Below are 24,023 nucleotides of genomic sequence, written 5' to 3'. Positions count from 1 at the left end.
CTCAGCAGAAGTCGGCGTTGAGGAAGGCGTGCGGGCCGTCGCGGTGGTAGCCGACCTGTCCCTTGATCGCGGCTTCGCGGGGGCGCAGCGGCCAGCCCCTGTTGTCTCGGGCCTCGGTCATGACGTTGTCCATCTGCTCGGGGCTGAGGTCGTAGCCGGACTCGGCACGGACGGCGACCCCGGGGCGGCGGATGAACTCGGACCAGGCGGCGTAGGTGGTGAGGCCGAGGTCGGGGTGGGAGCGGAACAGGAAGCGGACGCCGCCAGCGGCCTGGCCGATGTGGAGGCCTTCGCCGTTGGGGTCGCCGCCGGGGAAAGGACCGAAGGCGTAGAAGTTGGTGCTCATCGGGATGCTCCTTGCGGGCTAGGTTGGGGAAGGGCCTTTGACGCTCGCCGGTTGGCCGCGTCAACTCATGGGCGAGTGATTTCCTCCGTGTGCGGGCGCACCTGCCCGACCATCGGATGGCGTACGCACCGCACCGCGACGTCCCCGCAGGCGGGGCAGAAGTTGCAGTACGCACCGGAGGACTTCCCCGGCTTCCCGACCGATCCGGTGATGTACCAGCGGGTTTCGGCACCACAGTTCTCGCACGGGGTGGGCCGGGCGGGGCGTCCCCATCCGCTGCGGGCCACGGCCCGGGCCTGGGCCCAGCGCCCCCAGGTGATGTGCTCTCCCTGATGGGAGGTAGGAAGTCCGGGCAGTGGGGTCGTCGGCGGCGGCGTCCCGGGGAGGGTGGCGGCCAGGTGGAGGCCCTGGGTCCCGGTCACCGGGCACCGCCGGTGGTCTTGTCGGCGGCGGAGCGAAGCGTGTCGACGGCCCAGTCGACGCCGTCGCTGAATTCGGGGCTGCGGTCGGGGTTGCCGAGTTCCAGGACGTCAGCAGCCTGTCGGTAGGCGGTGGCAGTCAGCTCGGCGAGAAGGGCCTTGGCGTCGTCGTTGCCGAGGAGGTCGGTGAGACGCTGGCGGGCGGCGAGCTCGGTCATGGTGGGTCTCCGTGGTGAGTGGTGCACGGCGGGCTGGGGTCAAGCTTGGGGCCTTGCCGCTTGACGGATCATGTCTATTTTTTAGACACCCTCAGCATTGCCCATCGCGGCTCGCTTGTCTAGGAAATAGACGAACCCTTTGAGACCATGGCCCCATGACCACCGAACATTGGCCCCACGCACTCAGGGAGCGCGCCCTCAAGATTCGCGAACAGCTCGACGCCCTCGACGACGAGATCCTCCTCGCCCACGCCAACGGCCTCTCCTGGCGGGAGATCGGAACCGCCGCCGGCATCAACCACGAGAACGCCCGTCAAGCCGCCACCCGGATCGCCAAACGCCCCGCCCGCAAGCCCCTGCCGCCCCTCTCCGGTGCGGGATAGCTGGCCGTTCAGACGCCGCGCCGGCCGTCGTCGTACGCGCTGTACGCGGCCGCGGCCTGGTCGATGTAGCGGCACTGCCAGCCGCACTCGCCGGCGGGCTCATGGAACTGCAGGTGCAGCTCTTCGGGGCTGGACCAGGTCACGTCGGCCGGCGTTTTCCGGGTGCGGGAGCAGGGCCGGAACATGTGCTGCGCGAGGAAGGTGATCGGGTTGGCGCGGTAGTCGCGGCGGGCCACGTGGGCGTGGAGCCAGCGGGCGAACGTCATGTCGAGGCGGATGGCCGGGGGTTGGCCGGCGCCGGGGCAGTCGGTGTAGACGATCGGCCCGTCGGGGTCGTACGGGACGGGATGGTTCTTGATGCGCCCGTCTTTGCGGATGGGGATGGTCTGCTCACAGGGGCCGCAGATGCCCTCTGGCGGGGGCGTGAAGGGCCTCACGCGGCTTCCCCCTCCCCCAGTGGCAGCGCGGGCTGTTCGGCGCTCACAGGGGCCCCCAGGGCGATCCACTGGTCCCGATACCGGTCCACCCAGTCCTCGCACTCCTTCCGGGCGTGGAATCTGGCGGTACCCTCCGGCAGGTCCGGACGCCACAGGTTCGGGCCCGGGAACGCCACCGGCTTCTGTCGGCCGCTGATCGCCTCCCCGCAGCCCATGCACGCGCCCGGGCGGATCGCCAACAGCCGCAGCGTCTCCGCCATCTGCCGCTCCGTCGCCTTGTCGATCTCCTCCTCGCGGCAGGGCGGGAGTTCACCGCACGAGCGGCATACCGCGTAGTGCTCCGGCAGGACGTCCCACGCCGTCGACGCCGGCGCCTGCAGATGCATGGCCTTCCCGCCGCCGTCCGGCTCGACCAGGACGACAACGGGCCGCTCGCGCCACACGGCCGGGTCCGGCGCCGGATCGACCCCGGTGCTGCGCAGCCAGAAGTCGAAGTGCGTCGCCCACTGCTTGTCGTACGGGTCAGGCCACAGGTCAAACGGGACCTCGTGGATCTCGATGACACGGAACGGGGCACGCTGGTGGATGACGAGCATGCCGGGGGCGAGGACGGGATTGAGCTCGCACCGCTTCCGCTCGTACTCCTCCTCGCGGAGACGGGCCTCGACCGTGGACCTGGCGGGGCCGATGATGCGGCCCCGCCGCGGCTTGTCGATGTGGCCGTGGCGGACGGGAGTTCGGGAACGCCAGCGACTCAGCGGGATAGGGAGCGCCTCCATGGTGGATACCTCCTAGTATGCGGTGGATTGTTCCATTGCTAAGGGCGTGCGGGTAGCCCGCTGACGTGACGAAATGCGCTCAACAGCGCCCGTGGCACCCCAATTACCGGGCGGCAGCCACCGGCAGGGGCAGGCCGGTGCACTCGGCAAGCCGCCCGCCCGACATGGCCCGCTGCCGAACCAGGACCGGCAACGCGGCCATCAGCCGCCCCCAAACCCGGTCCAGCGCCTCATCCGCCATGTCGTGCAGCAACGCGAAGTCCGGGCCGCCGCCCGTACCGAACACCGGTCGGGGAGAAGTGCCCTCCAGCAGCCGGACACGGTCGCCGTGGGCACCAAGCTCGACCGCGGCAGCCCGGTCCGGGGTCCACAGGCCTGCCTCCCGCAGCCACCGGTCCATCGCACGCTCCCCGCCAGCAGTGCCGACCGCCCGCAGGCGGGCTTCGTCGTCCACCCCGGTCCAGAGCGCCTGGGCGTGACCTGCCGACTGCCCCGTCAGGTTGATGGAGACCCGGGACACGTGCAGCCCCCCAGCGAGCCACAGCACCGCGTGGCCCAGCTCGTGCGCTGCGATCGCGTTGAGCAGCTGCCCTTCCGTCAGTTCCAGGATGTCCACCATGTCGACGCCATCCTGGAACCGCTCCGCCAGCGGGTGCCGGGTCGGGTAGGGCTCGCCGTCCAGGTACAGGTCGTGATGCCAGGTGACGCTCATGCTCGTGTTCCCCTTCCTCCAGGACTGGCTAGTTGGCGTCGCGGGTCATGTCTACGAAGCGCGAGTAGTGGAGTTGCGCGGCCACGGTGATCGTCGCCGTCGCCCCATTGCGGTGCTTACCGACGATCACGTCCGCCTCGCCGGCCCGAGCGGACTCCTTCTCGTAGGCGTCCTCGCGGTGCAGCAGGATCACCAGGTCGGCGTCCTGCTCCAGCGAGCCAGACTCGCGCAGGTCCGAAACCATCGGCTTCTTCTCCGTACGCTGCTCCGGGCCGCGGTTCAGCTGCGCCAGCGCGATGATCGGCACGTCCAGCTCCTTCGCGAGGAGCTTCAGGTTCCGGGAGATGTACGAGACCTCAACCTGCCGGGACTCGAAGCGCCGACTGGTACCGGACCCGAGGAGCTGCAAGTAGTCGATGACGATCAGCCTCAGGCCCTGGCGCTCCTTCAGCCGCCGGGCCTTCGCCCGGATCTGCGCCAGGTCAAGGTTCGGCGAGTCGTCGATGTACAGCGGCGCGCCACTCACCGCCGGCATGCACCGGGCGATGCGAGTCCAGTCATCCTCGTCGAGGTTTCCGGAGCGCATGAGGTGCAGGCCGACGCGGGCCTCAGCAGACAGGATCCGCATGTTGAGCTCATTGCGGCCCATCTCCAGCGAGAAGATCACGCTCGGCAGGCCGCACTTGATGGAGCAGGCCCGCAGGAAGTCATCCGCGAGCGTCGACTTCCCCATCGCGGGCCGCCCCGCAACGATGATGAACTGCCCGCCCTGCCAACCCTGCGTGAGCGTGTCGAGGTCGACGAACCCCGTCGGCACGCCGGTGAGCCGGCCCTTGTTCGTGGCAATCTCCTCCAGGTGGTCGAGCGTGCCACTCATCGAGTCGGCGACGAGGTGAAGACCGTCCTCGGCCTGCTCCGCCTCGCCTGCGGCGATCTGCGCCTGAACCTCGGCAATCACCGCCCGCGGGTCCTCGCGGCCTTCGAGGAGCGCCTGCGTGGCCCGGCGGGTCGCCTTCGCGAAGTCGCGGGCCACGAACCGCTCCCGGACGATCTCGGCATACGTCTCGGCGTTACCGACCCGGATCGCATCCGAGGCAAGACCGTGGACGTACCCGGGGCCGCCGACCTTGACGAGCTCACCGCGACGGTTGAGCTCATTGGTGACCGTGATCGGGTCAGCGATCTCGCCAGCGGCGTTCAGGTCCACGATGGCGTTGTGGATCAGCTCGTGAGCGGGCCGAAAGTAGTGCTTGCCCTTGATGATCTGCGTGACGCCGTCAATCGCGTGCCGGTCGAACAGCATCGAGGCGAGAATGCCACGCTCCGCGGACAGATCCCGCGGCTCCTGCAACTCGGCGCCCGGCCCGGGCTCGCCGGCGTCGTCGTCGAACGGGTTGCGCTCGGTCATGCCGCAGCTCCTGTCGCGATACGGCGCCGACGGGCCACTGCGGCGGGGTGGCAGTCATCGCAGGCGACGAGTTCGTTGTCCCGGGCCGGGTCCTTACGCATCCGGTAGGCCGGGTCCTGGCAGTTACCGCACCAGTCCGTGCGGCTGTCGACAGCCTTTCGGGCAGTAGGGACGGTGGAGCGGTCGCAGTGCTGGGCCAGGTCCGTCCAGCCGCGGTCGGCGAGCTCACGGGCCCGGTCTGCAAGCCACCAGACGGGGAAACCGGCGCCCGCCAGTTCGCCTGCCTGGCCGGCGAGCTTGCGGCGAGTGGCCGGGCTGACCGGGCGGGCGAGAGCGGCAGCGTAGGCAGCGACCACCGTCTCCGCAACCTGCGAGATCATCTCTCTCTCGTCCCGGGGCGCAGCCGACGCGTCGGCAGCGGCTGGCTGGGAGGGGCCAGAGGGAGGGAGAGTCTTCTTCGACTTGATGTGCTTGGAATTGTTCTTCTTATGCGGCAGATCAGCCAACGTAGGCGAAACCACCGCTGGTTCAGCCAACGTAGGTCCACCCAACGTAGGCTGAACCAACGGTGGCTGAGCCACCGCAGGCTCTGAGCTGGGACTTTCCAGCTCCCGGGCCGCCTCAAAAGCCTCCGGCTGGTCAGTGATGTAGTACACGGCGCCACCGAGAGTGCCGTTCGCATTCCGCTGCCGCGTGCGCTGGAGGTAGCCCCGCTTCTCCAGGTTCCGCAGCGACGTCTTCACCGCGGTGAGGCCGTCGCTCGGTGACATCGCGGCGATCGACTCGGCACTGACACCGAAGCCGTCGCGATGGGTGGAGATGAGCCCGAAGACGCCCTTGTCGCGGAAGGACAGGTGGGTGTCACGGAAGAGGGCGTTGCGGATCTGGGTGAACGCGTCGGCGGCCATGGGGCCGCGGCGGATCCGTCCGTAGTTCACGGTGTGCTCCGGGAAGGAGTGCCGCTGGAGAGGGCGCGGCAGGTGAAGGGGAGCGAAAGGGGGCCGCCCCAACGCGGGGCGGCCCAAGACGACTTCAGCGGCCGAGGATCCGGTCGATCGTCCGCTGCGCCGTCGCCGCCGGCAGGTCAGCAGTCACCGTGTGATGGCCGGTCTGCGGCTCGAAGTGCGTCTCGACGTTCTCGAAGCCGAGGGCCCGCGCATCGTCGGCAGTCGCCGTGATCTGCGCGGCAGCACCAGGCTTGTCCCTGTGGAGGGACTGCAACAGCCTCACGCCGACACCCCCTCGACGACCACGACGCCATCGCCGTGCACGGACTCCAGGACCATGACGACCAGCTCCTCCGTGAGGAACCGCGGGTCGAAGCCGACCAAGACCATGTCCGGGGCGGTCCAGACGGTGCGCATCGCGGGCCCGCCGTCGGGGAGGGTGACAGCGATCAGGCCAGCGGTGATCCGCGGGCCGGTAGCGCTCAGGGCGGTCTGCACGGCGCTCACTCCCCCACCTTCCCCGCAGCCAGCAGCCGCTCGTAACGGCGGTAGAACAGGTCAGCGCCATGCGCGTCCCTGCGGAACTTCGCTTCCAGGTGGAGGAAGAACATGTCAGCGGGCGTACGGGCCGGGGTCGGACGCAGGATCGCCCGCCCGATCGCGAGGTTCTCCGTAGGCCGGACCACGTGGGAGGCGCTCATCGGGCCGCCTCCGGAGTGACATCGAGCAGGTCACCGAACAGGCCGGTCAGGACCGCCCAGGCGTCACTGCGCTTGATCTGCGCCGGCGAGAATGCGGCGATCACACCAGCGCCGAAGCGCTCGAAGCGGATCGGGTACGGGGCGTCGTCCGGAAGGAGCCCGGTCAGCGCCGCCGGGGCAGGCTTGGGGTTGACGGCAGAAGGTGCCATGATGGTGTCTCCGATCTGTGCGCGCTGCGGTTATCAGGCCTGGTGGCGCGCACGGTGAAGTCGCCGGCCCCGCATCTGCGGGGCCGTTTGCGTTGGAGCACCATCGACATTACCGCCTATGCGGAATGGGTACAAGGTGGGAACGCGGGAACCTTCGCCACGGCCGAGGATTCAGGAGGCGCAACCTCACCGACGCGAGGACGGGGGTGTAGCTGCTCGCGGCTCCTCACCCCGCTCCGGCGTGGCGAGTGGGCGACGCCATGGCAGCTCTGCCGACCAACCATTGGACTCGTCGACCCCGAATGACGACACGTGAGCCGACTCTGCGAACGCCACGGATTCGCACGGACGGGTTATCGAAGCCCTTGAGGTGACGAAGCCTGGAACCAGATCAGGTTCCCGGGATGGGCTCTAGAGCCATTGCCGCAGGTCGCCAGCTTTGGCAGCGGCAGTTTCCGCCCCGGCCAGAAGGTGACACAAGTGGTCGAACAGTGCGATTTCTCGCCCGGATCCGGGGGTTTTAATGAGGCCTTACGGTGAGATTCACTGGCACTGCCACGACATCGCACTGCAACGCGCTACGGTGTCCGAGCGTGCCGTTCTTCGCCACCCGACACGGGCTCCACCAGCCCGAGGCAACGTGCGGCACCCGCCACCGAAGGAGCATCGGGAGAGGTCATGACTGTCGCTGATCAGCCGTGGACCATCGAACGCATCTCGGAAGCCCTTGGCAGTCCCGAGCTGTCGCAGCGGTTCATCGGTGAGATCTACAGTGCTCCCGCGCGCGACATACTGACGATCTTCGCAAAGTGGCAGGGCATCGTCGAGCAACTGTCGGCGGCAGCCGAGGACATGGGAGCGGCCATCGAGGCCGAGGCGGCCGGCGCGCCGATCCCGGGCGAGTGGATCAATCGGACAGAGCAGGTCCAACTGGAAGCGGACCGGGCCCGGGCGCGCGGGGACGTCTGATCGAGCTGTTCGGGTGACGACGGTCAAGGACGCACGCTACCCTCACGCTGGGTAGCCCATCTGCCACAGGATGCCATCCGTGCGTTTCTTGAGTATCGGGACAGGGAATGATCTACGACCTGCTGTGCCGGCCCTCCGCTCAGGCGGTCTGGGCGTCGCTGCCTGAGGACGTCGCCGCCGCGCTCGCACTGGCGATCGAAGAGGTCTGTGCCGACCCGTTCGGCGCCACGGTCCAGTGGGGACCTGTCGAGAAGCGGCTGCTCTTCGCCGACGGGGTCGTTGCAGCGCTCACCGTTCGGGAGTCCAGGAAGCAGATCTACATCTTCGAAGTCGCCCCCGTAGCCTGAGCTTTGACCATTGCAGGCCCCGACTCCCCCAGGGAGGGCGGGGCCTTTCGCTTGTGCGCCGGATGGGTGATTCCCTTGGACAGCTCGTAGACCTTTGAAGTACTTTTGAAGTCATGAGCGCCACACAGCACGCAGCCACCTTCTCTGAATTCCTACAGAGACCCAACGCGACTGTGGCCCAGCTCGGCAGCAGTTCCACGCGGGGCCTCAGGCTTGTCCGACGCGGCGACGAAGACCTCTACCTGACCACGGCAGCCCAGGCCGAACAGGCGGTCCAGGTCGTCGACTCCACCACCCGCATGTTCGTCGCCATGATGAAGAGCGACCCGTCCGCGGTAGGCCTGCTCACCCGCGTCTTCCCTGACGCGTTCCCCTGGGTGAGGTTCCTTCCCGAGGACGATGTCAGAGCGTTCCTGGTCGAGCTGATCGACACGATGCGAGCCAGCACCGACCTCGGCATCCTGACGCCTATCGCGACTGTAATCGCGGCATGGAAGCACACCGCCGAGGTGCATGCCGACCCTGAGCTGTACGCCCAGCTGACCGCGCCGTCACACGACGACTTCGGCGAGGTCCCGGAGCCGATCGTGGATGGCAAGTGACTCCCAAGAGAGGCGACCGGGTCGCCCCGCCCGCCGGCCGGAACCGCTGCGAAGTGCGGTTCGCGTCGAACGAGGCTGCGAAGGGGTGGGGTGAGCTGTGCAACATCGCAGCCGACAACACTCTGGCGGCGTGGGAAGCCATGCGGACCGACCCGAGCCCTGTCATACAGGCGCCCCGGCATCACCGCCTTCGGGGCGTCCTGGCCTTTGGGCACTCCAAGGGCAAGGCTCTACCGCAGTGGCAGATCGAGGTCACCGGCGGGGGCCGTATCTGGTACTTGCACGATGAAGCAGAACGCACCTGCTGGGTCACTGTCGCCAGCCCGGGGCACCCCAAAGCGACCGACTGACCAACCCAGCTGCGCCCCGCCGGACAGACCCGGCGGGGCGCAGCTGTGTCTTCAGCGGACGTGGTTGATGAACGCCTTGGAGTCGTCGTGCAGTTCCACCGTGGCCGGCAGTTGGCGGGGCGGGCCGCGCCGAGTAGATCTGGACGTCGGCGATCTCGCCCGGGTCCGCGGCCAGGAAGGCGGCGATGGGGCCATGCTCGACCGCGGCCAGGTTGTTCAGCTGCTCCGGCATCGCAGGCTCGTCCGGCCGCCAGCCTCGGCGACGACACCGAACGGGCGCTTGTTGTTGCCGGCGTCGGCGAGGGTCTTCGCCACGGCCCGGGACAGGGCGGTGGCGGCGTCGAGCAGGAACTGCTGGAAACGGGCAGGCCGCATGCGCTCACGTTCCTTCGAAGCACGAGCGGCTGGCCCACCGTACCGGGAGGTCAAGCTGCGGCAGAATCAGCGACAGTCGGCGTCGAAGTACCCCTGGCAGGGCTTTGGCTTGCGCGGAGCCGGGCGTTCACCCCGTCGCCAGTAACTCCTCCGAGTCGTGGACTCCAGGAAGCCTTCCTTTACCAGCTCGTCCAGCACTCTGGTGACGGTCGGAATTGATGTTGTGAACTCCGTTGCCAGGTCACGTCGACACGGGAGGGCCCGGCCATGCGGGAAGCGCTCGCCTTCGATAGCTGCTCGAAGCGCGCGCTTCACGTGTGGTTCGGCAGGGTCGGTGAAGGTGACCGGCGGGTGGTCGCGCCAGCCCCGCCCAAGGCGATGGGTCTTGTCGAATCGAGGGCTCTCGGTTGCTACTACTGCGCGCTCGACTGAGAGTGCTGAGGCGCGGCTAGGGAACCACTCAATCGCGCTCCGGTGGACGAGGTGCCACCACTCTTTCCAGTAGCGGTGGTCCTCCCAACGCTGCTCAAGGTCGTGCGTTATGCCTACGTACAGCAGGCCGCCATCGGGGCCGTAGAGCCGGTAGAGGGCGGTGCGCCTCTGAGCAAGGTCAGTCATCACACTCATCCGTTCGACTCGCAGGATTGACTCACCGAGAGTCCCCACTGAACTCAGTGAGTCAGCTGATCATTTGTGATCTCGTACTCAAGCTCGTAGAGGTGGCCAGCCTTGGCCATGATGGTCACCTCGATCACCCGGTCATTGTCGCTGTACACGGTCCGGAACGTACGCAGTACGGGAAGTTCACCGACCGGCATCTTGAGGTACACACCCTGATCCGCAGTAGGGGTGCGGGCTGAAACTCGGTCGACCGACCGCCGGAATGGGAAACCCAGTTCAGCAAGCAAGGTCGGCACTCCCCCCTTGACCTTCTTCCCCTCAGCAATGGGAGTGCCTCGCGCGATCTCGATCGGATAGTAGTTCTCCACCAACTCGGCTGGTTCCCCGTCGAGCTTCAATAGTTGCCGACGCAGCATGGCAGTCCCGCCCTGCGCGATACCCAGCGCCTCAACCACGGAAGCCGGGGGAACGACCTCCTCGACATCAAGCAACTCGCTCACGGCGGCCAGGCCCTTCTTCTGCGCCTCGGCGATCCAACGGTAGGGCTGACCGGGTTCAGCTGGGGCAAAGAAGTTCGCCGGCCTCATGACTCTCATGCGGCTTTCCCTGGCGATCGTTGTCCGCCCCTTCTGGCTCGTGATGAGTCCCTCATCCTTCAGAGTGCGCATGGCGTTCTGCACTGCTGTGGTGGAGGCGTTGAACTCCCTAACCAGTTCACTGGTCGAGGGAATGTCCTCGCCAGGCTTGATGTCGCCAGACAAGATCTGATCGCGAATGTCTGCGGCGATCCGCTGGCTTGCCGCCCGCAGGTCGCCGTCAACTGCCCGTTGCCGGTCCTCTGGTGTCTTTCGCAGTCCCACGTCAGTCGACCTTCATCTCGTATCGGAGCAGTCGCTCACTGCCTGGCGTGACCATCACGCTAGCCTCGATCAGCCTGTCGTCCTTGTCGTACGCCAGGCGAGTCAGGACGAGCACGGGGGTCTTTTCGTCGATCTCCAGATGACTTGCTTCTTCGCTGGTCGCCAAGCGACTCTCCACGTCCTCCGTGGCGCGGGCGATCAGGTAGCCCAGGTCAGCCAGCAGTCGCACCGAGCTGCCCCGAATCTTGCGAAGCTCTGCCAGCCCAGTGCCCTCAGCGATTGAGGCCGGGTACCAGGAGTCCGCAAGCTCGACGGGGCGCCCATCGAGCGAGATGAGCCGGCGCCGAAGCACGGCCTGATCGGCAACGCCGAGGCCGAGACTGCGCTGTATGTGCTGTGGCGGCATCGTCACACCCGCCGCCAACAGGGCCTGAGTGCCGGAGCGGCCAGCCCGCTGGGCTTCAATCGTCCACGCATCGGGTCCTGCTTGCGGTCGCAGATAGGCAGCTGAACTGCTTACCCACTGGCCATCTGCCCTGGTCACGACACACCTCAATTTCGCTCGTTCGTTCCAAGGTAGCTCCTTGTGCCCTTACCGGGGAAGCATCACGACCCAGCCCCTTGTGTCCATAGCGGTAAGGCGATAAGGTTCAAGCGTTGGAAGGCACCAAACAACCCCTCCGGAGACACCTGTGCTCACCGTCAAGGAGGTGGCCGATCGCCTCGGCGTCAGCCCGTCCACCGTCTACCGGTGGGTCGATGACGGCGCCCTCCCGGCCACCCGAAAGAGAAAGCCCAGCGCGGTAAAGCCCAAGCGCAACGTGCGTGGATCGATCGAGATCGACGAAGCCCACGTGATCGCGCTTGAGGACGACTTCCGCCTCAGTCAGGCCGCCTAATGGCTGCCCTCAACCCCCGCCTGTGGTCCGGCCTCGACCCTGTCGAGCCCAGCCCCCAGCCCTCTCGTCCCACCCCCGCCTATGGCGCACCTGATATCGGCCAGCGCCACTTCAAGGAGGTCCCTGTGCTTGCGAACGATGATCCGAAGGGTGATTACTCGGCGAATGGCGGTTACGGTCACCAGCCGCTGCCGCCGCTGCCGAACCCGGGGCCTGCGAAGTGAGCCGGCTCAGGGCGCAGCGCGCGGTCCAGTCGCAGAATCCGTTCGAGGGGTAGGCGTCATGGACGTGCCCTATGACGCGACGATGGACGGCCTGTTCGAGGAGCCGGAGTTCGACGCGGTCGGGATCATCTCTGAGTTGGTGTCGGGTCGGGATCTCGCCGATCTTCAGGCTGGCGCTGATGGCCCTGACTGGCACTGCACTGTGCACGGCGAGTGGGGCGTCGGTGAGTACGCCTGCCCCTATGCGGAGCCCGGCCCGAGCGGCTGCTTCGGCCAGTTCTGACCAACCACTGGATGGAGGTACCTGTGGAGCCCCACAAGACTGCGGACGCCTACCGTGCCGCCCGGCGCGCCGGAGACGACGCGACGTGCCAGGAGATCCTCAAGGAGGTCACTGACAGGTTCAACACTCGCACCACCGACGGCAGCGAGATCACGGCCCTCTGCCGGGCGAACCGCGACACCCCGCTGGCCAAGAAGTGAGTGCGCCGGCCAGCGACACCACGCTGACTGGCCGGGACCTTGCCGAGCTCCTGGCCGGCGTGACCGCCACGGACGGGACGAGCTACCTCGACCTGCTGGTCGAGGCCGACGACGAGGAGGGCGCCGAGTGGCAGATCGCCTGATCTGGGTCGTCAGGGTTTTCAACCCGGACGGCACGCCGTACCTGACCGATGTCGACAGGGCTTTCGCAGATGCTGGCGTTCAGGTCGACGGGTTTGCCCGCGCCGCGTACAGCGAGGCTCAGCGCGACGAGATGGTCGCCAATGCCCGGTCTCACGGACTGATCGCAACGGCCGAGTTGGCCCCGGAATGCCGCGGCCTCTGACCTTCAGCAGGGTCATCGACACCTACGGCCCCGCGATCGCCAGCATCACCTGCACGCCCGGCACGCCTGAGTACCTCGCCGGGCTCTCCCCCAGGCAGTTCGCCGACCTGGTCCGCGATGCGTCCCGGCGACTGTTGTCCTCCAGCCTCAGCAGCCGGCGGGACGTCGGCGCCGACCTGTACCTGGCCTGGCGGTACCTCGACGAGGCTGTCACCGCCGATGGCGCCATCCGCAGCGACTTTCTGGACCTCTCGGCCGGCTTCCTTTCGGCCGTGACCTCCTCAACCACCCTCCCCTGAAAGGGACTTTCGCATGGCCACCATGCAGGAACGCCGTGACGGTATCGCCAGTATTGAGGTCGCCCTCGGTCGGCTGCGTCCTGACGCCACCGCTGCCGAGCGTGACGCGGCGATCGACGAGGTCCTCGACGCGAACGACGACCTGGCCGCCGCCCACGCGACCGAGCTCCTTTACCGGCTCGGGGCGGGCAACCGCTACCCGGCCGCCGCCTGATCCCACACCAACCGGAAGGAATCACCGCCATGGCCATCATCGACCGGATCCTCGGCACCCCCGCCAACCTGATTCTGCGCCACCCCGACGGCCGGGACCCGCTGTTCAAGCCGGTCCACACCTACGGTGCCATCACTGACGCCGAGGTCGCGGCGTTCGCCGAGCAGCAGCTGCACCTGCCGGCCGGGCAGGTCGACGTCTACCGGTCCCGCGTTGCCTGATGGGCTGGTCCTGGGATCACAACCAGACCGGCGGGACCCGTTCTTACGGCACGCATGCGGAACTTGGCGAGCATCTCTGCCGGATCGCGACTCGCCGGGAGTGGGAGGCGATCAGCCTCCTCTTCAACCGAGGCGGCGGAGATCCGTTCGATGTACCGCCGGAGCAGGCCCGGCGTATGGGTGAGGCGTTCAAGACCCTGGCCCCGTTGGCCGACCGATCGTGGCGGCCTGCCTGTTACGAGCTCGGTGCCGCGGCTGCTGAAGCCGGCCGCACGAACTCGGTGTGGCACTGGTCGTAACGCCGAATCAACACAGCCCCAGCCAGAGGAGATCACATGGCCATCCGGGCCACGTACACCACCGCCAGCGGCTCCACCGTCACCCTCAGGGAGGACGGCTACTGGAAGTGCAGCGGGTGCAGGACGGAGACGTCCAGGCCCTGGGCCGCCCTCGACAGCGAAATCCTTCAGGCCGCTCAGGACCACGCTTCCTGGTGCAGGGCCAATCAGCCGGTCAAGCGCTGACCTGGTCTGCCGCGAGTATCAGGAAGGAGTCGCATGGACAGGAAGCTCGCCGACGCCATCGAGCGCGACAACCGGTTGGAGGATGCCGGGATGCATGGCGATGACCGCAGTACTTGCTGGACCCACCAGTGCTGGGCCAAGGACTGCGCCAGCGACCCGATGCACACCAACCCCGGCGCCGCACACCGCGCCTACTGAGTTCGCCCCGGGGCGGCCGCACTAGCCGCCAAGCACAGCCGGCCGCCCCGGGCCACGCCACCAACTTATCGTCACCGACCGGAGGAACCATGTCGCGCCGCTTTGCCTTCACCGTGACCGTCGCTGATGCCCACGGCCGCCCGGTCGCCACCGTCAGCGGCGAGAGCGTCGTCACCGACGACCGTCGGATCCACGACCAGATCTGCCAGTCGATCATCGACGGCCTTGACTCCAGCCACCGCCGCCCCGGCTACCGCTACAGCGTGGGCCTGCGCCAGCTCTGAGCCTCTCCGCCCGCCCTCACCACCACCGACAGGAGATCAGGATCATGGGAATACTCAGCAGCCTGAACAACGCGGCGGCCAGGGCAGTCGACGCCGGCCGTAGCCAGGTTCTCCTCCGCGAGGTCCACGTCGAGCACGCCCGGTGGGCTGCCGACGCCACGCTCGGCGCCACTTACTACACGGTCCGCCCGACGTCCGGCGCCGCGGCCGGCACCCCCACCCACTCCGCCTTCGTATTCACCCGGCGGGTCAGGCACGGCCGGTTCCGCGGCCAGCTGGAGACCGATTCCGGCACGACGTCGTGGGAGATCTGGTTTCAGGTCAGTCCGCTGACTCTGGCCGCGCAGTGGACGCATGCGGATCAGCACCGACGGGACGAGGAGCTCTCGGCGAGCCTCGGTGCCGATCTGCAGGGGGCGTCGTGGGACCGGTTCACCGCCGAGCAGGCCTTGGCTGAGGTCGAGCGCCTCTACCCCTCCTCCGTGTCTCTGCACGCCGCCTAACCACCTCACACAGACAGGACAGACCATGCGTAGCAAGATCGAAGCCCGTTACCGCACTGCCGGCGGCCGTGTCATCGAGGTCAAGAGCCACAAGGACTTCCCCGACGACTACGAAACCTACACCTGGCTCTGCCCCGGCTGCCGAACGGAGGGGCGCATGTCCCGGGGCTCGCTGAGCGACTACCAGAAGGCTGCCCAGGACCACGCCGACACCTGCCGGGCGATCTGACACCCCAGCGCATCGGATCTCCGAGAGGCAGACGACGACGTCGCCGATCTGCTCGCCCCCCATCTCACCCACGTAGTTCACGCCAGACCAGGAAGGGAGGCCGGACATGGCCGCCACCGCGACGCTCGAACTCGACCCCGACTTGTACGGCCCCCTCCTGGTCCGCGAGGTCGAGGCCTACCTCAAGGCCGTCGCCCCCGCGCCGGTGTGGAAGACCCGCCTTCGCCAGGCGATCACTGAGACGCGAGCCGCCCCGCGATTCGGTCGCAGCAGCACCACTTCGACGGAGCCTTGGTGGGACGGATACCCGCAGCCCGCCACCACGCTCCTCGGCCGACTCCGGGGCCGCGCCCCGGCTGCTGTCCAGGTCACCGTCCGCCAGCATCTGCAGCTGATGGACCGCTACATCCGGCAGCACGGCTGGACCCAGGGACAACTCTGGGACGAGACCGGCGCGGTGTGCGTCCTCGGCGCCCACATTCGCGTCCTAGCCGCCGGCTACGGCACTCCCGCCACCGCCTGGCAGGCCCGCCTCGCCTTGGGCAACGCCCTCGGCTACCAGGGCCAAGGCATACCGGTCGACACCTGGAACGACCTCCCCGGCCGGACCCAAGCCGACATCCACCACTTGCTACGCACCGCAGCCACCAACTGAAAGGACCATGCCATGGCCACCCTGTCCATGCGCCACCACGGAGCCTCCACCCCTGTCCCGCTCGGCCGCTATCTGATGACCCTCACCACCGACAGGGGGTGGAACGAGACCACTACCAGCGTCACCACCCCGCACACCTTGGGCTCGCTCGCTACCGGTCTCGCCACCCTCCTGCGTCTGCCCGGCACGGTCGTCGACCTGGTCATTACTCCGCGGGCGTGACCGTGCAGCCTGCAGTGACGTCCAGTACTTGACGCTGGATCCGCCAACCCTCCGATCGGAGCCCACTGTGGCCGACACCACACCCCGCGACCGCCCCGATGCTCACATGCCCCGCTGTCGTGTCTGCGGCCGCCCCTTCGGCCCCTTCGGGGAGCAGCGAGGCGACTCGCGGCACTCGCTGAGCGACTACTGCCGGGACTGCTGGTCGAGGCGCTCGTAGCTCTTAACGGCAACCAGACCTTGATCAACGTCGGCGGCAGCCCGCCAAGAGCCGACGCCCAAACCAGTACCTCACGTCATCCCCAAGGAGCCGCACATCATGGCCACTTACTCCAGCCGCCACCACGGCCTGTCCGTCGTCGTCCCCGCCGGGACGATCAAGTTCACCCTGCACACCACCACGGGAACCGCCGACGGGGACCTGCCGCTCAAGCGTCCGATGGACCTTGGCAGCCTCATCGTTGCGATCAAGAAGCACTTCGACATCCCTGGCGACGTCAACGACCTCGTCGTCACCACCAAGTAGGAGCCGAGACGTGACCACGTACCTCGGCTTCCTCATCAAGCCCCACGACAAGGCCCTCCGCGATGCCCACCTCGCCGCGATCGCCTTCCTCGCCGCCCTCATCGCGTCCATCAACTACCGCACCCGCTGACAAGCCCGGAGACCCCCGTGAACGAGTACCTCCGCTTCCTCATCAAGACCCAGGACGAAACCGCCGACGAAGCCATGCGCATCGCCCAGCTCGCCGGATTCGCCCTCCTGGCCTTCGCCCTGGCCGCCAACACCTACGCCCTGTTCACCCAGTAGCCAACCCACCCGGAGGCCGTCATGGCCCGCACCGCCGCCCCAGCCGAACAGCAGGCACTCAGCACGATCAGCATCGCCCTCGCTGGCCTCACCGCCACCCAGACCCCCGGGGCGGCGGTCACCACCCTCCTCATCGCGGTCCTCGCCCACTACGCCGTCCTCGCGCTCGCCGCCCTCGGCCTCCGGCTCGAACTTCCCGGCCTCCTCGCCGGCCACCACCGCCAACTCCGTGCCACCGCGGCCGCGATCCTCCTCACCGCCGCCCTCACCCTGCGCGCCACCACTACCGCTGTCCTGTGGGCCCTCACCCAGGCCGCCCACGCCATCGCCCCCAACCACCCGCCCACCACCCGCTAGAAAGGCCCCGAGCCCGTGCACGAGAACACCAACGGGACCGACAAGCTCATCCGCGGCACCCTCTTCCTCGTCATGGGCGCAGCACTCACCGTCGGTACCTGGTCGATCTACACCCTCCTTACCAGTAAGTTCCAGGCCCCCCGAGAGGTCGCGGTCTTCGGCGCCGGCATGTTCGATGTCGCCGCGCTCTTCTTCGCCCTTCTCTCCCAGAAGTACGCTGCCAGCCCCGACAGTGGCCTCGTTCCTCGCCTCGCCATGCTCGCTATGGTCAGCACCAGCTCCTGGGTGAACTGGACGCACGCCAGGATCGAAAAGTGGGGTCTCGTCGGTGGTGTCATCCTTGCCGCCGCCCCCGTCATCGCCGAACTCTCCTTCGAGATGTGGCACCGCTACGAGCACCGCGAGGCGCTCCGGAAGCAGGGCCGGGTCCCCACAGCGCTCCCGGTCATCCCCGGACTCGCATGGATCCTCTTCCCCGGCCGGTCACACAAGGTGATGCGCCGCACCGTCGGCGCGCGCCTCAGCATCATCGACAAGCAGGCTGATGCGGCCGCATCAGGGGACGATGCGCATCACGTCGAGCGCATCACCGCACCGCGTCACGGCATCATCGCATCGCCCGCCGCAGATGCGCAGCAGATCGTCATCACGCTACAACAGCCGCAGGCCATCACCGCATCACCTGTCGTTCGGCAAGGCGGTGAAGCGCATGATGCGCATGATGACGCTGCACGTCAGCGCCGTGAGGCGCCTCCCCGCATCATCACCGTGCCGCAGGGCACCGCCTCACTCGCATCGTGCGGCGATGCGATTGCCGCGCCCGACGACGTCGACTTCGCATCACTGTCGAAGGCCGCCGCAGTGCGCGTGATGCGTGATGCGAATCCCGACGCATCGGCGCAGCAGATCGCTGATGCGCTGAAGCCCCACGGCATCACCACTGATGCGGCCTATGTGCGCACCGTGATGTCTCGCGCATCGTCTGCCGCGCCGCAGCAGGGCACCGCCGGCTATCTGTGATGCCGACTCGCATCGTTCACTCTGACGGCCCGCCGGTGACGCCCAACCGCGAGGTTGGGTGTCCGCCGCAGGCAATCAGCTAGCCCAGCTACCTACGTCGGAACTACCTGAAGGAGGCCCCCGTGGCCCAGTACACGCCCGCCGGGGCCGACAACGTACTCCCCTTCCTCCCCCGCCCCCAGCGCACGACGACCGTGACGACGATGCCGACGACGACGACAGTTCTGGAGCCGCGACCTGCGGAAACGCCGGAAACTGGTGCCCTTTCGGCGCCGTCGTCACCAGCTTCTGAGGTAGTCGATGGCCGAGTCGGCCTGCCGATCCGGGCCAAGGCCGCCGTCTCCCGGCGGTTCTTCGCCGCCTGTATCGCCGTCGCCAACCGGGCCAGCGCCCTGGTCGTGCGCTACCGCATCGAGCTGGCGCCGACCCTGGCCGTCGGAGGTGTCACCGCCCTGGGCTGGTGGCAGAACTTGGCCGGCGCCGGGGGACTGGCAACCGCGGCGTACGGCGGCCTGGCCGTCTTGTCCGCCGTCATCGCGGGTGCTGGCGTGGAGCGCAAGAACGAGATGCTGATCCGTGGCGGTACTGGCATGGCGCTGGCGTTCGCCGACGTGGCGGCCGCCGTCGGCGCCGGGCCCGGCGGGACCTCCTTCACTGCCGCGGCGATCGCGACGGGCGCGGCGTACGCGGTGTACGTGCCGTGGCTCATCGAGCACCGCAAGAACCGCAAGGAGGTACCGGCGAAGGCCCCGGCCGCCGTGAACTCTGCGGCGTCAGCGAGCGTCGACGTGCAGCTGCAAATGGACCGGGGTAAGACCCAGTGGAAGGCTGAGGCAGTCGCCGAGGCCCAGCCCGGCGTAGATGCTGACGCTGACAACGACATGGTCGACGCCGATGATGACACTGCCGGTGATGACGCTCCCGAGCCGCTGCACCCGCGCGGCCCGTTCTTCGACAGCGTGATCCCCTACGCCGACGACGACTCCGACGACGTCAACGACCCGATCCGCATCGGCTGGGACGAGTACGGCCGCCCGGTCCACCTGACCATGATGTACCGGCACACTCTCGTCGCCGGCGCCAGCGACTGGGGTAAGTCCGGCATCATCAACCTGATCATCAAAAAGCTCCTCAAGAAGAAGCACGTCGAGATCTACGGCATCGACCTCAAGCCCGGAGCCCCGGAGCTGGGTCCCTGGGAGCCGCTCCTCACGAAGCTCGCCCGCACCCCCGAAGAGGCCCGCGACCTCCTCAAGGAGTTCATTGCCGAAGGCCACCGTCGCGGCGCCGAGCTGGAGGAACTCTCGCTTCAGTCGCTCTCCAAGGGGGGCCCTGCGGTCAGGAAGTGGGTTTGCGGCAAGCACGGCACCGTCAAGTTCCTCGTCACCGATGAGCTCGCCGAGCTGATCCGACAGGATGAGGAGCTCCGCAAGGAGGAGGCCGAGATCCGGAAGATCGCACCCGACGGCCTGCCTCCGGAGCCGCCCGTCGCGAAGCTCTACGAGTCCGGCCTCGCCATCCTTCGGTTCCTCGGCATGCACTTCGTCTCTGCCACGCAGCAGCCCTCCAGCTCCGTCTTCGGTGGCCGGACAGATGCCCGCGGGAACTACGTGAACCGGCTGTCGACCCGGGTCGCGGACCCGGACCATGCCCAGTTCGTCTTCGGTAAGCGGTACCAGGCTCTTGGGCTTGACCCTGCGCGACTACGGCGGCCCGGCGAGGTGTTCCTGGCTTGCCCGGAAGCGCAGCAGGCCGGCGTGACACCCCGGATCCGCGTCGAGTACGTCTCTGACGAGGACATCGCCGTGGACGTAGCGCACCTGCACGCGAGGAGGCCAGCCCGGGAACCGCTCGGCCGGTTCGCTCCGCAGGGTCAGCCGGTGTCCATGTCGAAGGCCCCGGCGCGGCCGTCGCTGACCTACCCCGATGGCGACCCTGTCCACCACGACGAGTTTCCCGGCCTGTACAAGGTCTTCGTGCAGCTCTGCGAGGACCGGGGTCATGCCACGAAACAAGACCTCGTCGACCACGGGCAGTTCAGCAGCCGTGACACCCCCCGGCGGGCCCTGGAGATCTGGGCACAGCACGGCGTCCTGTCCGAGAAGGTCGGGAAGGTCGAGCAGTTCTCCCTGCCGGAGAGGACAACTGGCAGCAACTGACTACCTGGGCCGCCCCGTTCGAGTGACGGGGCGGCCCTTCGCGCGAAGGGGCAACAGTGGCGCTCTCCCTGGCTGCCCGATCCACCCAACCCTTCCGATCGACACAAAGTGACTTTACATTCAAGCGGAGTCGACGTAAGGTTGCCTTACATCGATCGGGAGGGTCTTATGCAGCAGTACGAAACCATCATCGACCTGCTCAACCACCAGGGCCCCGGGCTCCAGGACTACGCCACGCCCGAGCAACTCGACCAGCTCATCGACGGCACCCTGCCGGTCGCCTCCATCGCTGACGCCTACCTCGCCGACCTGGAAGACAGCACCACCGTCGCCATCGCCACCAGCCCCGAGGAAACCCGCACCGAACTCCTCGACTGGATCCGGTCCGAGGTCGACATCGCCATCGAACAGCGCAAGGAAGACGCGCAGCGAGCAAGCCTTGACGCCCTCGGCACCCTCGCATACGAGGACAAGGTCTGGGCTGCCGGCGCCCACCGCCGCAAGCTCGACGCGATCACCGAGGCGCAGCGGCGCGGAGCCACGAAGGAGGCGATCGCCCGCAATCTGGGCATCACACGGCCCACCCTCGACGAGTGGATCCGCAACAGCGAGGACCGCGCACTGTTCAACGACGCCCTCGCCATCCTCACCCACCCCAACGTCACCATCGCCGACGGAAAGACCCTCGGTGAGCTCTACAAGGCGCTAGGCGTCCGCAGCATCTCCGCTCAAGCCGGGGCCGTGCTGGAAGGCATGCACCACATCGACAAGAAGGCCCTCCGTCCTGAGCAGGGCGACCTCCTCTTCAAGGAGGCGATCCCGCGCGCCTGGCAACTCGTCGACCAGAAAGAGCCCGAGACGCAGCGGGAGCAAGCCGTGGCCCTCAAGGAAGCCGCCGAACGGCGCGGCCTTGAGGTCATCACGACCGACGGAACCGAGCTCGACTAACGGCCCGGATGGTCGCCCGGCAGCTAAACTCCTCACTACGCTGCTCTCATCATCAGCCCTGGTGGGCGTCCGTATCCGATGCGATTTCAGGAGTCCGACATGCCCACCATCTACCTCGTGTCCGCTGCCCCCGGCGACCGCGTCCCTGGCCACGAACTGGCCGACCCAGACTGCCCAAGTGCCCACTTCCCCGGTCTGCTGGAACGGCAGGATGTCACAGCCTGGCTGAACGCGATTCCCTACAACGACGACAGCCCCGACGAGCTGGTGTACCTGGTGACCGAGGATGACCCGGGAACGATCCCCGCCGGTTTCGACACTCTGATGCTTGAGATCTGAACCTGAGGTGCAGGGTGCCGCAGCGGAACCTTGCACCTCAGTTCATCCGACTGCGGCACCGGGGTGACAGATTCCGGATCGGTGCCACACTGGGCTGATCACCCCGCCGCCCCGGGAGGGATCATCATGCACCCAGCCCCCGCCGCCTGCCCCGGCCCCTGCAACCGCACCTGGCGAGCCGCTGAACAGACCGACCTCCCCCACGACTGCACCCCCACCTGGGGCCAGGCCGTCCACTGCCGGACCTGCCAGGACCGCACCCGGGCCGAACTCGCAGAGCTTCCCGAACTCCTTGCCGCCATATGGCTGGAGGCCGTACACGGCACCGCTCGGCCCGCCGACGTCACCACCAGCCGGCCCGCCGGCATCGCACCGTGGCCCGGCCAGGCGTCCCGGCTCCTGGCCGACCACATCATCGGCGGCCTCACCGAAATCGAGGACGACGTAAGGGACTTGCGCGGACTCGACCCGCGACCAACCCACATCCGCGAGGGCTCTGCGGCCACCGAGGCAGTCCACTTCCTCCAAGCCCATCTCGACTGGATCCTCGAACGCCACCCCGCGGCCGGCGAGACCCACGAGCCCCAGAGCGGCAACCCCGCAGCCCAGATCCGCGCCTTCAACCGCGCGGCGAAGCGGTTCACCGCCCGCGATGGCCGCATGGAGCAGAAGGCCGCGCCGTGCAAGCGCTGCTCGTGGCGGGCCTTGGCCTTTGCCGACGGCGCCGACTATGTCGAATGCCGGAACTGCGGGCTGCTGATGACCCCGGCGGAGTACCAGGACTGGGCTGGCGAGGTCGCCGCGAACACGCCGAACCGGAACGCAGCTTGACGATTCCGAAATCGGTGTAACACTTTTGCCCGTACCCCCATGTCTTCGACCAGGCCCCGGCTGCCCTACGCAGCACGGGGCCTTCGTCGTTCCCGGAGGAGGCCACCGTGATCCACCTCGACGCCGACCTCCGCAGCACCACCTGGACCACCCAGCAGGCCGCCGAAGCCGCCCGAGTCCCAGAGGGCCGGATCCGCATCTGGGCGCACCGCGGCAAGCTCCGCCCCGTCAACCCGCGCGCGAGCAGGCCCCGTTACCGCGCCGCCGAAGTACTGCAGGTCGAGGCCGAGATGCGCACGGCCCGGCCGCAGGCAGCCTGATCCCCTGAACTCCCCGCCGTGTGCCGCCCGCGTGAGCCGGCCGGCGGGGATGGCCCGCCCTGAGGGCGGCGGGCCCCGGCTCGCGGCCTGGCACCCCACCGTCCGGCCAGGCCGCGAGCCCCAACTCGGAGGTGCCCTTGGACCCCAGGCAGTGGCGAGCCATCGACGCCCCGTTCAGCGCCGGCAGCTGGGATCCGATCCCTGGAACCTGCTCCCGCTGCGGACGCCCCGCCTGGCTCGGCGAGAGCCACTGGTGGCACGACGGGCCGCCGTGCCGGGCCCGGCGCACCGACCACATCACCGCCCCCGTGACCGCCGAGTTCATCCCCGACCAGCACTGATCAACCGCCCTCACTCCAAGGAGAATCCCATGTCCATCGCCGACGACTTCCATGCCCTCGTCACCAAGCTCAAGGCGGAGGGCCACCACCTCGCCGCCGAGGCCCACAGCCTCTGGGAGCGCCTGCTGGGCGACGAGTCCACGCTCACTGCCGAGGTCGGTGCCGACGCCCGGAAGATCGCCGTCGACGCCGGCCCGCTCATCGCCGAGGTCAAGACCGACGCCGCCTCCATCCGCGGAGACCTCGCGCAGGAGGTCAAGGTCATGGGCACCGAGGCCATCGATGACGCCAAGGCCGCAGCCGAGGAGATCCAGAACCCGGGCCCGCAGGCCTGACCATGGCCAACGGCAGCAAGCCGGTCTGCGGCGCGAAGACCCGCCAAGAGGGATCCGCCGAACACTGCGGCCTTCGAGCAGGCTGGGGAACCGACCACCCCGGAACCGGCAGATGCAAACTGCACGGCGGCAGGACGCCCGGCCAGAACATCAAGGCCGCCCACCAGATCGCCGAGCGGGAGGTTCGGGCCGTGCTCGCCGAACTCGACGTCCAGCCCGTCGACGACCCCCTCACCGCCCTCGCGCAGTTGGCCGGGCAGGTCGTCGCCTGGCAGCAGGCCATCGCCGAGATCGTGAACCGCCTCGGCGAGGACGTCCGCTACGAGGGCAGGGCCGGTGCTGAGCAGCTACGGGCCGAAGTCGGCCTCTACGAACGGGCGATGGACCGCACCAACACCGTGCTGTCCACGATCGCGCGCCTCGACATAGACGGGCGCCTGGCCCGCATTGAGGAGGCCAAGGCCGAATTCCTGATGAATGCGGTGCAGGCCGGCCTCGCGGCGATCGGCGTCACCGGCGAGCAGGCGACGACGGTCAAGCAGGTCATGGCTCGGAAGCTTCGGGCGGTCGCGTAGGGC

General features: G+C 68.0%; 44 protein-coding genes and 1 pseudogene. 30 read left to right on the top strand and 15 right to left on the bottom strand.

The genetic code is table 11. The annotated features are described in order from the left end of the window. Position 1 precedes the first annotated feature (1 nt). A complete protein-coding gene (locus tag AB0R04_RS15575) occupies positions 2-346 on the bottom strand; it encodes a hypothetical protein (RefSeq protein WP_363371396.1) in 345 nt (114 codons plus the stop codon). Positions 347-764: 418 nt separating this feature from the next. Continuing rightward, on the bottom strand, positions 765-983 hold the full coding sequence (locus AB0R04_RS15570) for a hypothetical protein (RefSeq protein ID WP_363371395.1): 219 nt from the start codon (positions 981-983) through the stop codon (positions 765-767). A gap of 155 nt (positions 984-1,138) precedes the next feature. Here AB0R04_RS15570 and AB0R04_RS15565 point away from each other — a divergent pair, with 155 nt between their 5' ends. Next, positions 1,139-1,366, top strand: coding sequence for a hypothetical protein (locus tag AB0R04_RS15565; protein WP_363371393.1), 228 nt, complete (start codon positions 1,139-1,141; stop codon positions 1,364-1,366). Positions 1,367-1,374: 8 nt separating this feature from the next. Here AB0R04_RS15565 and AB0R04_RS15560 read toward each other — a convergent pair whose 3' ends face one another. The 9 genes from AB0R04_RS15560 to AB0R04_RS15520 all read right to left on the bottom strand — a co-directional run bounded on the left by AB0R04_RS15560 (position 1,375) and on the right by AB0R04_RS15520 (position 6,559). Continuing rightward, a complete protein-coding gene (locus AB0R04_RS15560; protein ID WP_363371392.1) occupies positions 1,375-1,803 on the bottom strand; it encodes a hypothetical protein in 429 nt (142 codons plus the stop codon). Continuing rightward, on the bottom strand, positions 1,800-2,582 hold the full coding sequence (locus tag AB0R04_RS15555) for a hypothetical protein (RefSeq protein WP_363371390.1): 783 nt from the start codon (positions 2,580-2,582) through the stop codon (positions 1,800-1,802). The genes AB0R04_RS15560 and AB0R04_RS15555 overlap by 4 nt, the downstream gene beginning before the upstream one ends. A 103-nt stretch (positions 2,583-2,685) precedes the next feature. Beyond that, positions 2,686-3,294, bottom strand: a complete 609-nt coding sequence (locus AB0R04_RS15550) for a hypothetical protein (RefSeq protein ID WP_363371388.1) — start codon at positions 3,292-3,294, stop codon at positions 2,686-2,688. A gap of 28 nt (positions 3,295-3,322) precedes the next feature. After that, positions 3,323-4,702 carry a replicative DNA helicase gene (gene dnaB, locus AB0R04_RS15545; RefSeq protein WP_363371387.1) on the bottom strand — a complete coding sequence of 460 codons (1,380 nt, stop codon included), beginning with the start codon at positions 4,700-4,702 and terminating at the stop codon, positions 3,323-3,325. Beyond that, positions 4,699-5,640 (bottom strand): hypothetical protein, encoded by a 942-nt coding sequence (locus AB0R04_RS15540; protein ID WP_363371385.1) that lies wholly within the window; start codon positions 5,638-5,640, stop codon positions 4,699-4,701. The genes dnaB and AB0R04_RS15540 overlap by 4 nt, the downstream gene beginning before the upstream one ends. 94 nt (positions 5,641-5,734) lie before the next feature. Then, positions 5,735-5,932, bottom strand: a complete 198-nt coding sequence (locus AB0R04_RS15535) for a hypothetical protein (protein WP_363371383.1) — start codon at positions 5,930-5,932, stop codon at positions 5,735-5,737. Further along, positions 5,929-6,156 carry a hypothetical protein gene (locus AB0R04_RS15530; RefSeq protein ID WP_363371382.1) on the bottom strand — a complete coding sequence of 76 codons (228 nt, stop codon included), beginning with the start codon at positions 6,154-6,156 and terminating at the stop codon, positions 5,929-5,931. The genes AB0R04_RS15535 and AB0R04_RS15530 overlap by 4 nt, the downstream gene beginning before the upstream one ends. After that, complete coding sequence (locus AB0R04_RS15525; protein ID WP_363371380.1) at positions 6,153-6,350, bottom strand: hypothetical protein; 198 nt, start codon at positions 6,348-6,350, stop codon at positions 6,153-6,155. The genes AB0R04_RS15530 and AB0R04_RS15525 overlap by 4 nt, the downstream gene beginning before the upstream one ends. Beyond that, positions 6,347-6,559 (bottom strand): hypothetical protein, encoded by a 213-nt coding sequence (locus tag AB0R04_RS15520; RefSeq protein WP_363371378.1) that lies wholly within the window; start codon positions 6,557-6,559, stop codon positions 6,347-6,349. Before AB0R04_RS15520 ends, AB0R04_RS15525 begins: the two co-directional genes overlap by 4 nt. A gap of 678 nt (positions 6,560-7,237) precedes the next feature. Between AB0R04_RS15520 and AB0R04_RS15515 the strand changes: the two genes are divergently transcribed. The 3 genes from AB0R04_RS15515 (at position 7,238) to AB0R04_RS15505 (ending at position 8,477) form a co-directional block, all read left to right on the top strand. Beyond that, positions 7,238-7,528 (top strand): hypothetical protein, encoded by a 291-nt coding sequence (locus tag AB0R04_RS15515; protein WP_363371376.1) that lies wholly within the window; start codon positions 7,238-7,240, stop codon positions 7,526-7,528. A 107-nt stretch (positions 7,529-7,635) separates the two neighbouring features. Next, on the top strand, positions 7,636-7,875 hold the full coding sequence (locus AB0R04_RS15510; protein WP_363371374.1) for a hypothetical protein: 240 nt from the start codon (positions 7,636-7,638) through the stop codon (positions 7,873-7,875). 113 nt (positions 7,876-7,988) lie between these two features. Next, positions 7,989-8,477: a hypothetical protein gene (locus tag AB0R04_RS15505; RefSeq protein WP_363371373.1), complete on the top strand. Its 489-nt coding sequence runs from the start codon at positions 7,989-7,991 to the stop codon at positions 8,475-8,477. A gap of 566 nt (positions 8,478-9,043) precedes the next feature. Here AB0R04_RS15505 and AB0R04_RS15500 read toward each other — a convergent pair. The 4 genes from AB0R04_RS15500 to AB0R04_RS15485 all read right to left on the bottom strand — a co-directional run bounded on the left by AB0R04_RS15500 (position 9,044) and on the right by AB0R04_RS15485 (position 11,227). Then, a complete protein-coding gene (locus AB0R04_RS15500; RefSeq protein WP_363371372.1) occupies positions 9,044-9,202 on the bottom strand; it encodes a hypothetical protein in 159 nt (52 codons plus the stop codon). 66 nt (positions 9,203-9,268) lie between these two features. After that, the gene (locus AB0R04_RS15495; protein ID WP_363371371.1) at positions 9,269-9,820 is read right to left on the bottom strand and encodes a GntR family transcriptional regulator; all 552 of its coding nucleotides are present in this window, start codon (positions 9,818-9,820) and stop codon (positions 9,269-9,271) included. Between the two features lie 53 nt (positions 9,821-9,873). Continuing rightward, positions 9,874-10,683 (bottom strand): GntR family transcriptional regulator, encoded by an 810-nt coding sequence (locus AB0R04_RS15490; protein ID WP_363371370.1) that lies wholly within the window; start codon positions 10,681-10,683, stop codon positions 9,874-9,876. A 1-nt stretch (position 10,684) separates the two neighbouring features. Continuing rightward, complete coding sequence (locus AB0R04_RS15485; RefSeq protein WP_363371369.1) at positions 10,685-11,227, bottom strand: UTRA domain-containing protein; 543 nt, start codon at positions 11,225-11,227, stop codon at positions 10,685-10,687. A 142-nt stretch (positions 11,228-11,369) separates the two neighbouring features. Here AB0R04_RS15485 and AB0R04_RS15480 point away from each other — a divergent pair. From AB0R04_RS15480 to AB0R04_RS15355, 26 genes and pseudogenes are all read left to right on the top strand, one after another. Continuing rightward, positions 11,370-11,582: pseudogene (locus AB0R04_RS15480) on the top strand (helix-turn-helix domain-containing protein); the annotation flags it as partial. Positions 11,583-11,864: 282 nt separating this feature from the next. Next, positions 11,865-12,089 carry a hypothetical protein gene (locus AB0R04_RS15475; protein WP_363371368.1) on the top strand — a complete coding sequence of 75 codons (225 nt, stop codon included), beginning with the start codon at positions 11,865-11,867 and terminating at the stop codon, positions 12,087-12,089. Between the two features lie 23 nt (positions 12,090-12,112). Further along, the gene (locus tag AB0R04_RS15470; protein WP_363371366.1) at positions 12,113-12,289 is read left to right on the top strand and encodes a hypothetical protein; all 177 of its coding nucleotides are present in this window, start codon (positions 12,113-12,115) and stop codon (positions 12,287-12,289) included. Beyond that, a complete protein-coding gene (locus AB0R04_RS15465) occupies positions 12,286-12,432 on the top strand; it encodes a hypothetical protein (protein WP_363371364.1) in 147 nt (48 codons plus the stop codon). The genes AB0R04_RS15470 and AB0R04_RS15465 overlap by 4 nt, the downstream gene beginning before the upstream one ends. Next, a complete protein-coding gene (locus tag AB0R04_RS15460) occupies positions 12,417-12,635 on the top strand; it encodes a hypothetical protein (protein ID WP_363371363.1) in 219 nt (72 codons plus the stop codon). The genes AB0R04_RS15465 and AB0R04_RS15460 overlap by 16 nt, the downstream gene beginning before the upstream one ends. Further along, positions 12,620-12,934, top strand: a complete 315-nt coding sequence (locus AB0R04_RS15455; RefSeq protein WP_363371362.1) for a hypothetical protein — start codon at positions 12,620-12,622, stop codon at positions 12,932-12,934. Before AB0R04_RS15460 ends, AB0R04_RS15455 begins: the two co-directional genes overlap by 16 nt. Before the next feature lie 13 nt (positions 12,935-12,947). Continuing rightward, positions 12,948-13,148 (top strand): hypothetical protein, encoded by a 201-nt coding sequence (locus AB0R04_RS15450; protein WP_363371360.1) that lies wholly within the window; start codon positions 12,948-12,950, stop codon positions 13,146-13,148. Positions 13,149-13,177: 29 nt separating this feature from the next. After that, positions 13,178-13,369, top strand: coding sequence for a hypothetical protein (locus AB0R04_RS15445; RefSeq protein WP_363371358.1), 192 nt, complete (start codon positions 13,178-13,180; stop codon positions 13,367-13,369). A 557-nt stretch (positions 13,370-13,926) separates the two neighbouring features. Then, positions 13,927-14,091 carry a hypothetical protein gene (locus tag AB0R04_RS15440; RefSeq protein ID WP_363371356.1) on the top strand — a complete coding sequence of 55 codons (165 nt, stop codon included), beginning with the start codon at positions 13,927-13,929 and terminating at the stop codon, positions 14,089-14,091. 89 nt (positions 14,092-14,180) lie between these two features. After that, positions 14,181-14,375, top strand: a complete 195-nt coding sequence (locus AB0R04_RS15435) for a hypothetical protein (protein WP_363371355.1) — start codon at positions 14,181-14,183, stop codon at positions 14,373-14,375. Positions 14,376-14,419: 44 nt separating this feature from the next. Continuing rightward, positions 14,420-14,878 (top strand): hypothetical protein, encoded by a 459-nt coding sequence (locus AB0R04_RS15430; protein ID WP_363371354.1) that lies wholly within the window; start codon positions 14,420-14,422, stop codon positions 14,876-14,878. A gap of 25 nt (positions 14,879-14,903) precedes the next feature. Then, positions 14,904-15,107, top strand: a complete 204-nt coding sequence (locus AB0R04_RS15425) for a hypothetical protein (protein ID WP_363371352.1) — start codon at positions 14,904-14,906, stop codon at positions 15,105-15,107. Positions 15,108-15,213: 106 nt separating this feature from the next. Further along, a complete protein-coding gene (locus AB0R04_RS15420; protein WP_363371351.1) occupies positions 15,214-15,762 on the top strand; it encodes a hypothetical protein in 549 nt (182 codons plus the stop codon). Between the two features lie 12 nt (positions 15,763-15,774). Next, complete coding sequence (locus tag AB0R04_RS15415) at positions 15,775-15,984, top strand: hypothetical protein (protein ID WP_363371350.1); 210 nt, start codon at positions 15,775-15,777, stop codon at positions 15,982-15,984. 319 nt (positions 15,985-16,303) lie between these two features. Further along, on the top strand, positions 16,304-16,510 hold the full coding sequence (locus AB0R04_RS15410; protein WP_363371348.1) for a hypothetical protein: 207 nt from the start codon (positions 16,304-16,306) through the stop codon (positions 16,508-16,510). Positions 16,511-16,657: 147 nt separating this feature from the next. Further along, the gene (locus tag AB0R04_RS15405) at positions 16,658-16,795 is read left to right on the top strand and encodes a hypothetical protein (protein ID WP_363371347.1); all 138 of its coding nucleotides are present in this window, start codon (positions 16,658-16,660) and stop codon (positions 16,793-16,795) included. A gap of 21 nt (positions 16,796-16,816) precedes the next feature. Continuing rightward, entirely contained in the window at positions 16,817-17,152 is a 336-nt protein-coding gene (locus AB0R04_RS15400; protein WP_363371345.1) for a hypothetical protein, read from the top strand. Positions 17,153-17,167: 15 nt separating this feature from the next. After that, complete coding sequence (locus tag AB0R04_RS15395; RefSeq protein WP_363371344.1) at positions 17,168-18,172, top strand: DUF2637 domain-containing protein; 1,005 nt, start codon at positions 17,168-17,170, stop codon at positions 18,170-18,172. 122 nt (positions 18,173-18,294) lie between these two features. Continuing rightward, entirely contained in the window at positions 18,295-20,331 is a 2,037-nt protein-coding gene (locus AB0R04_RS15390) for an FtsK/SpoIIIE domain-containing protein (protein WP_363371343.1), read from the top strand. 168 nt (positions 20,332-20,499) lie between these two features. Then, a complete protein-coding gene (locus AB0R04_RS15385) occupies positions 20,500-21,279 on the top strand; it encodes a hypothetical protein (protein ID WP_363371341.1) in 780 nt (259 codons plus the stop codon). A gap of 99 nt (positions 21,280-21,378) precedes the next feature. Beyond that, positions 21,379-21,618, top strand: a complete 240-nt coding sequence (locus tag AB0R04_RS15380) for a hypothetical protein (protein ID WP_363371340.1) — start codon at positions 21,379-21,381, stop codon at positions 21,616-21,618. 126 nt (positions 21,619-21,744) lie between these two features. Next, positions 21,745-22,449, top strand: a complete 705-nt coding sequence (locus AB0R04_RS15375) for a hypothetical protein (protein WP_363371338.1) — start codon at positions 21,745-21,747, stop codon at positions 22,447-22,449. A gap of 107 nt (positions 22,450-22,556) precedes the next feature. Further along, entirely contained in the window at positions 22,557-22,769 is a 213-nt protein-coding gene (locus tag AB0R04_RS15370; RefSeq protein ID WP_363371337.1) for a MerR family transcriptional regulator, read from the top strand. A gap of 137 nt (positions 22,770-22,906) precedes the next feature. Further along, on the top strand, positions 22,907-23,110 hold the full coding sequence (locus AB0R04_RS15365) for a hypothetical protein (RefSeq protein ID WP_363371335.1): 204 nt from the start codon (positions 22,907-22,909) through the stop codon (positions 23,108-23,110). A 29-nt stretch (positions 23,111-23,139) separates the two neighbouring features. Further along, entirely contained in the window at positions 23,140-23,445 is a 306-nt protein-coding gene (locus tag AB0R04_RS15360) for a hypothetical protein (RefSeq protein ID WP_363371333.1), read from the top strand. 2 nt (positions 23,446-23,447) lie between these two features. Further along, positions 23,448-24,020, top strand: a complete 573-nt coding sequence (locus AB0R04_RS15355) for a hypothetical protein (protein WP_363371331.1) — start codon at positions 23,448-23,450, stop codon at positions 24,018-24,020. The last annotated feature ends 3 nt before the right edge of the window (positions 24,021-24,023 follow it).

Origin of the sequence: Kitasatospora sp. NPDC056731 (assembly GCF_040687675.1) — a bacterium.
GTDB lineage: Bacteria > Actinomycetota > Actinomycetes > Streptomycetales > Streptomycetaceae > Kitasatospora.
Note: the sequence above shows the minus strand (reverse complement) of the source record. Positions and strands in the feature narration are given on the sequence as shown.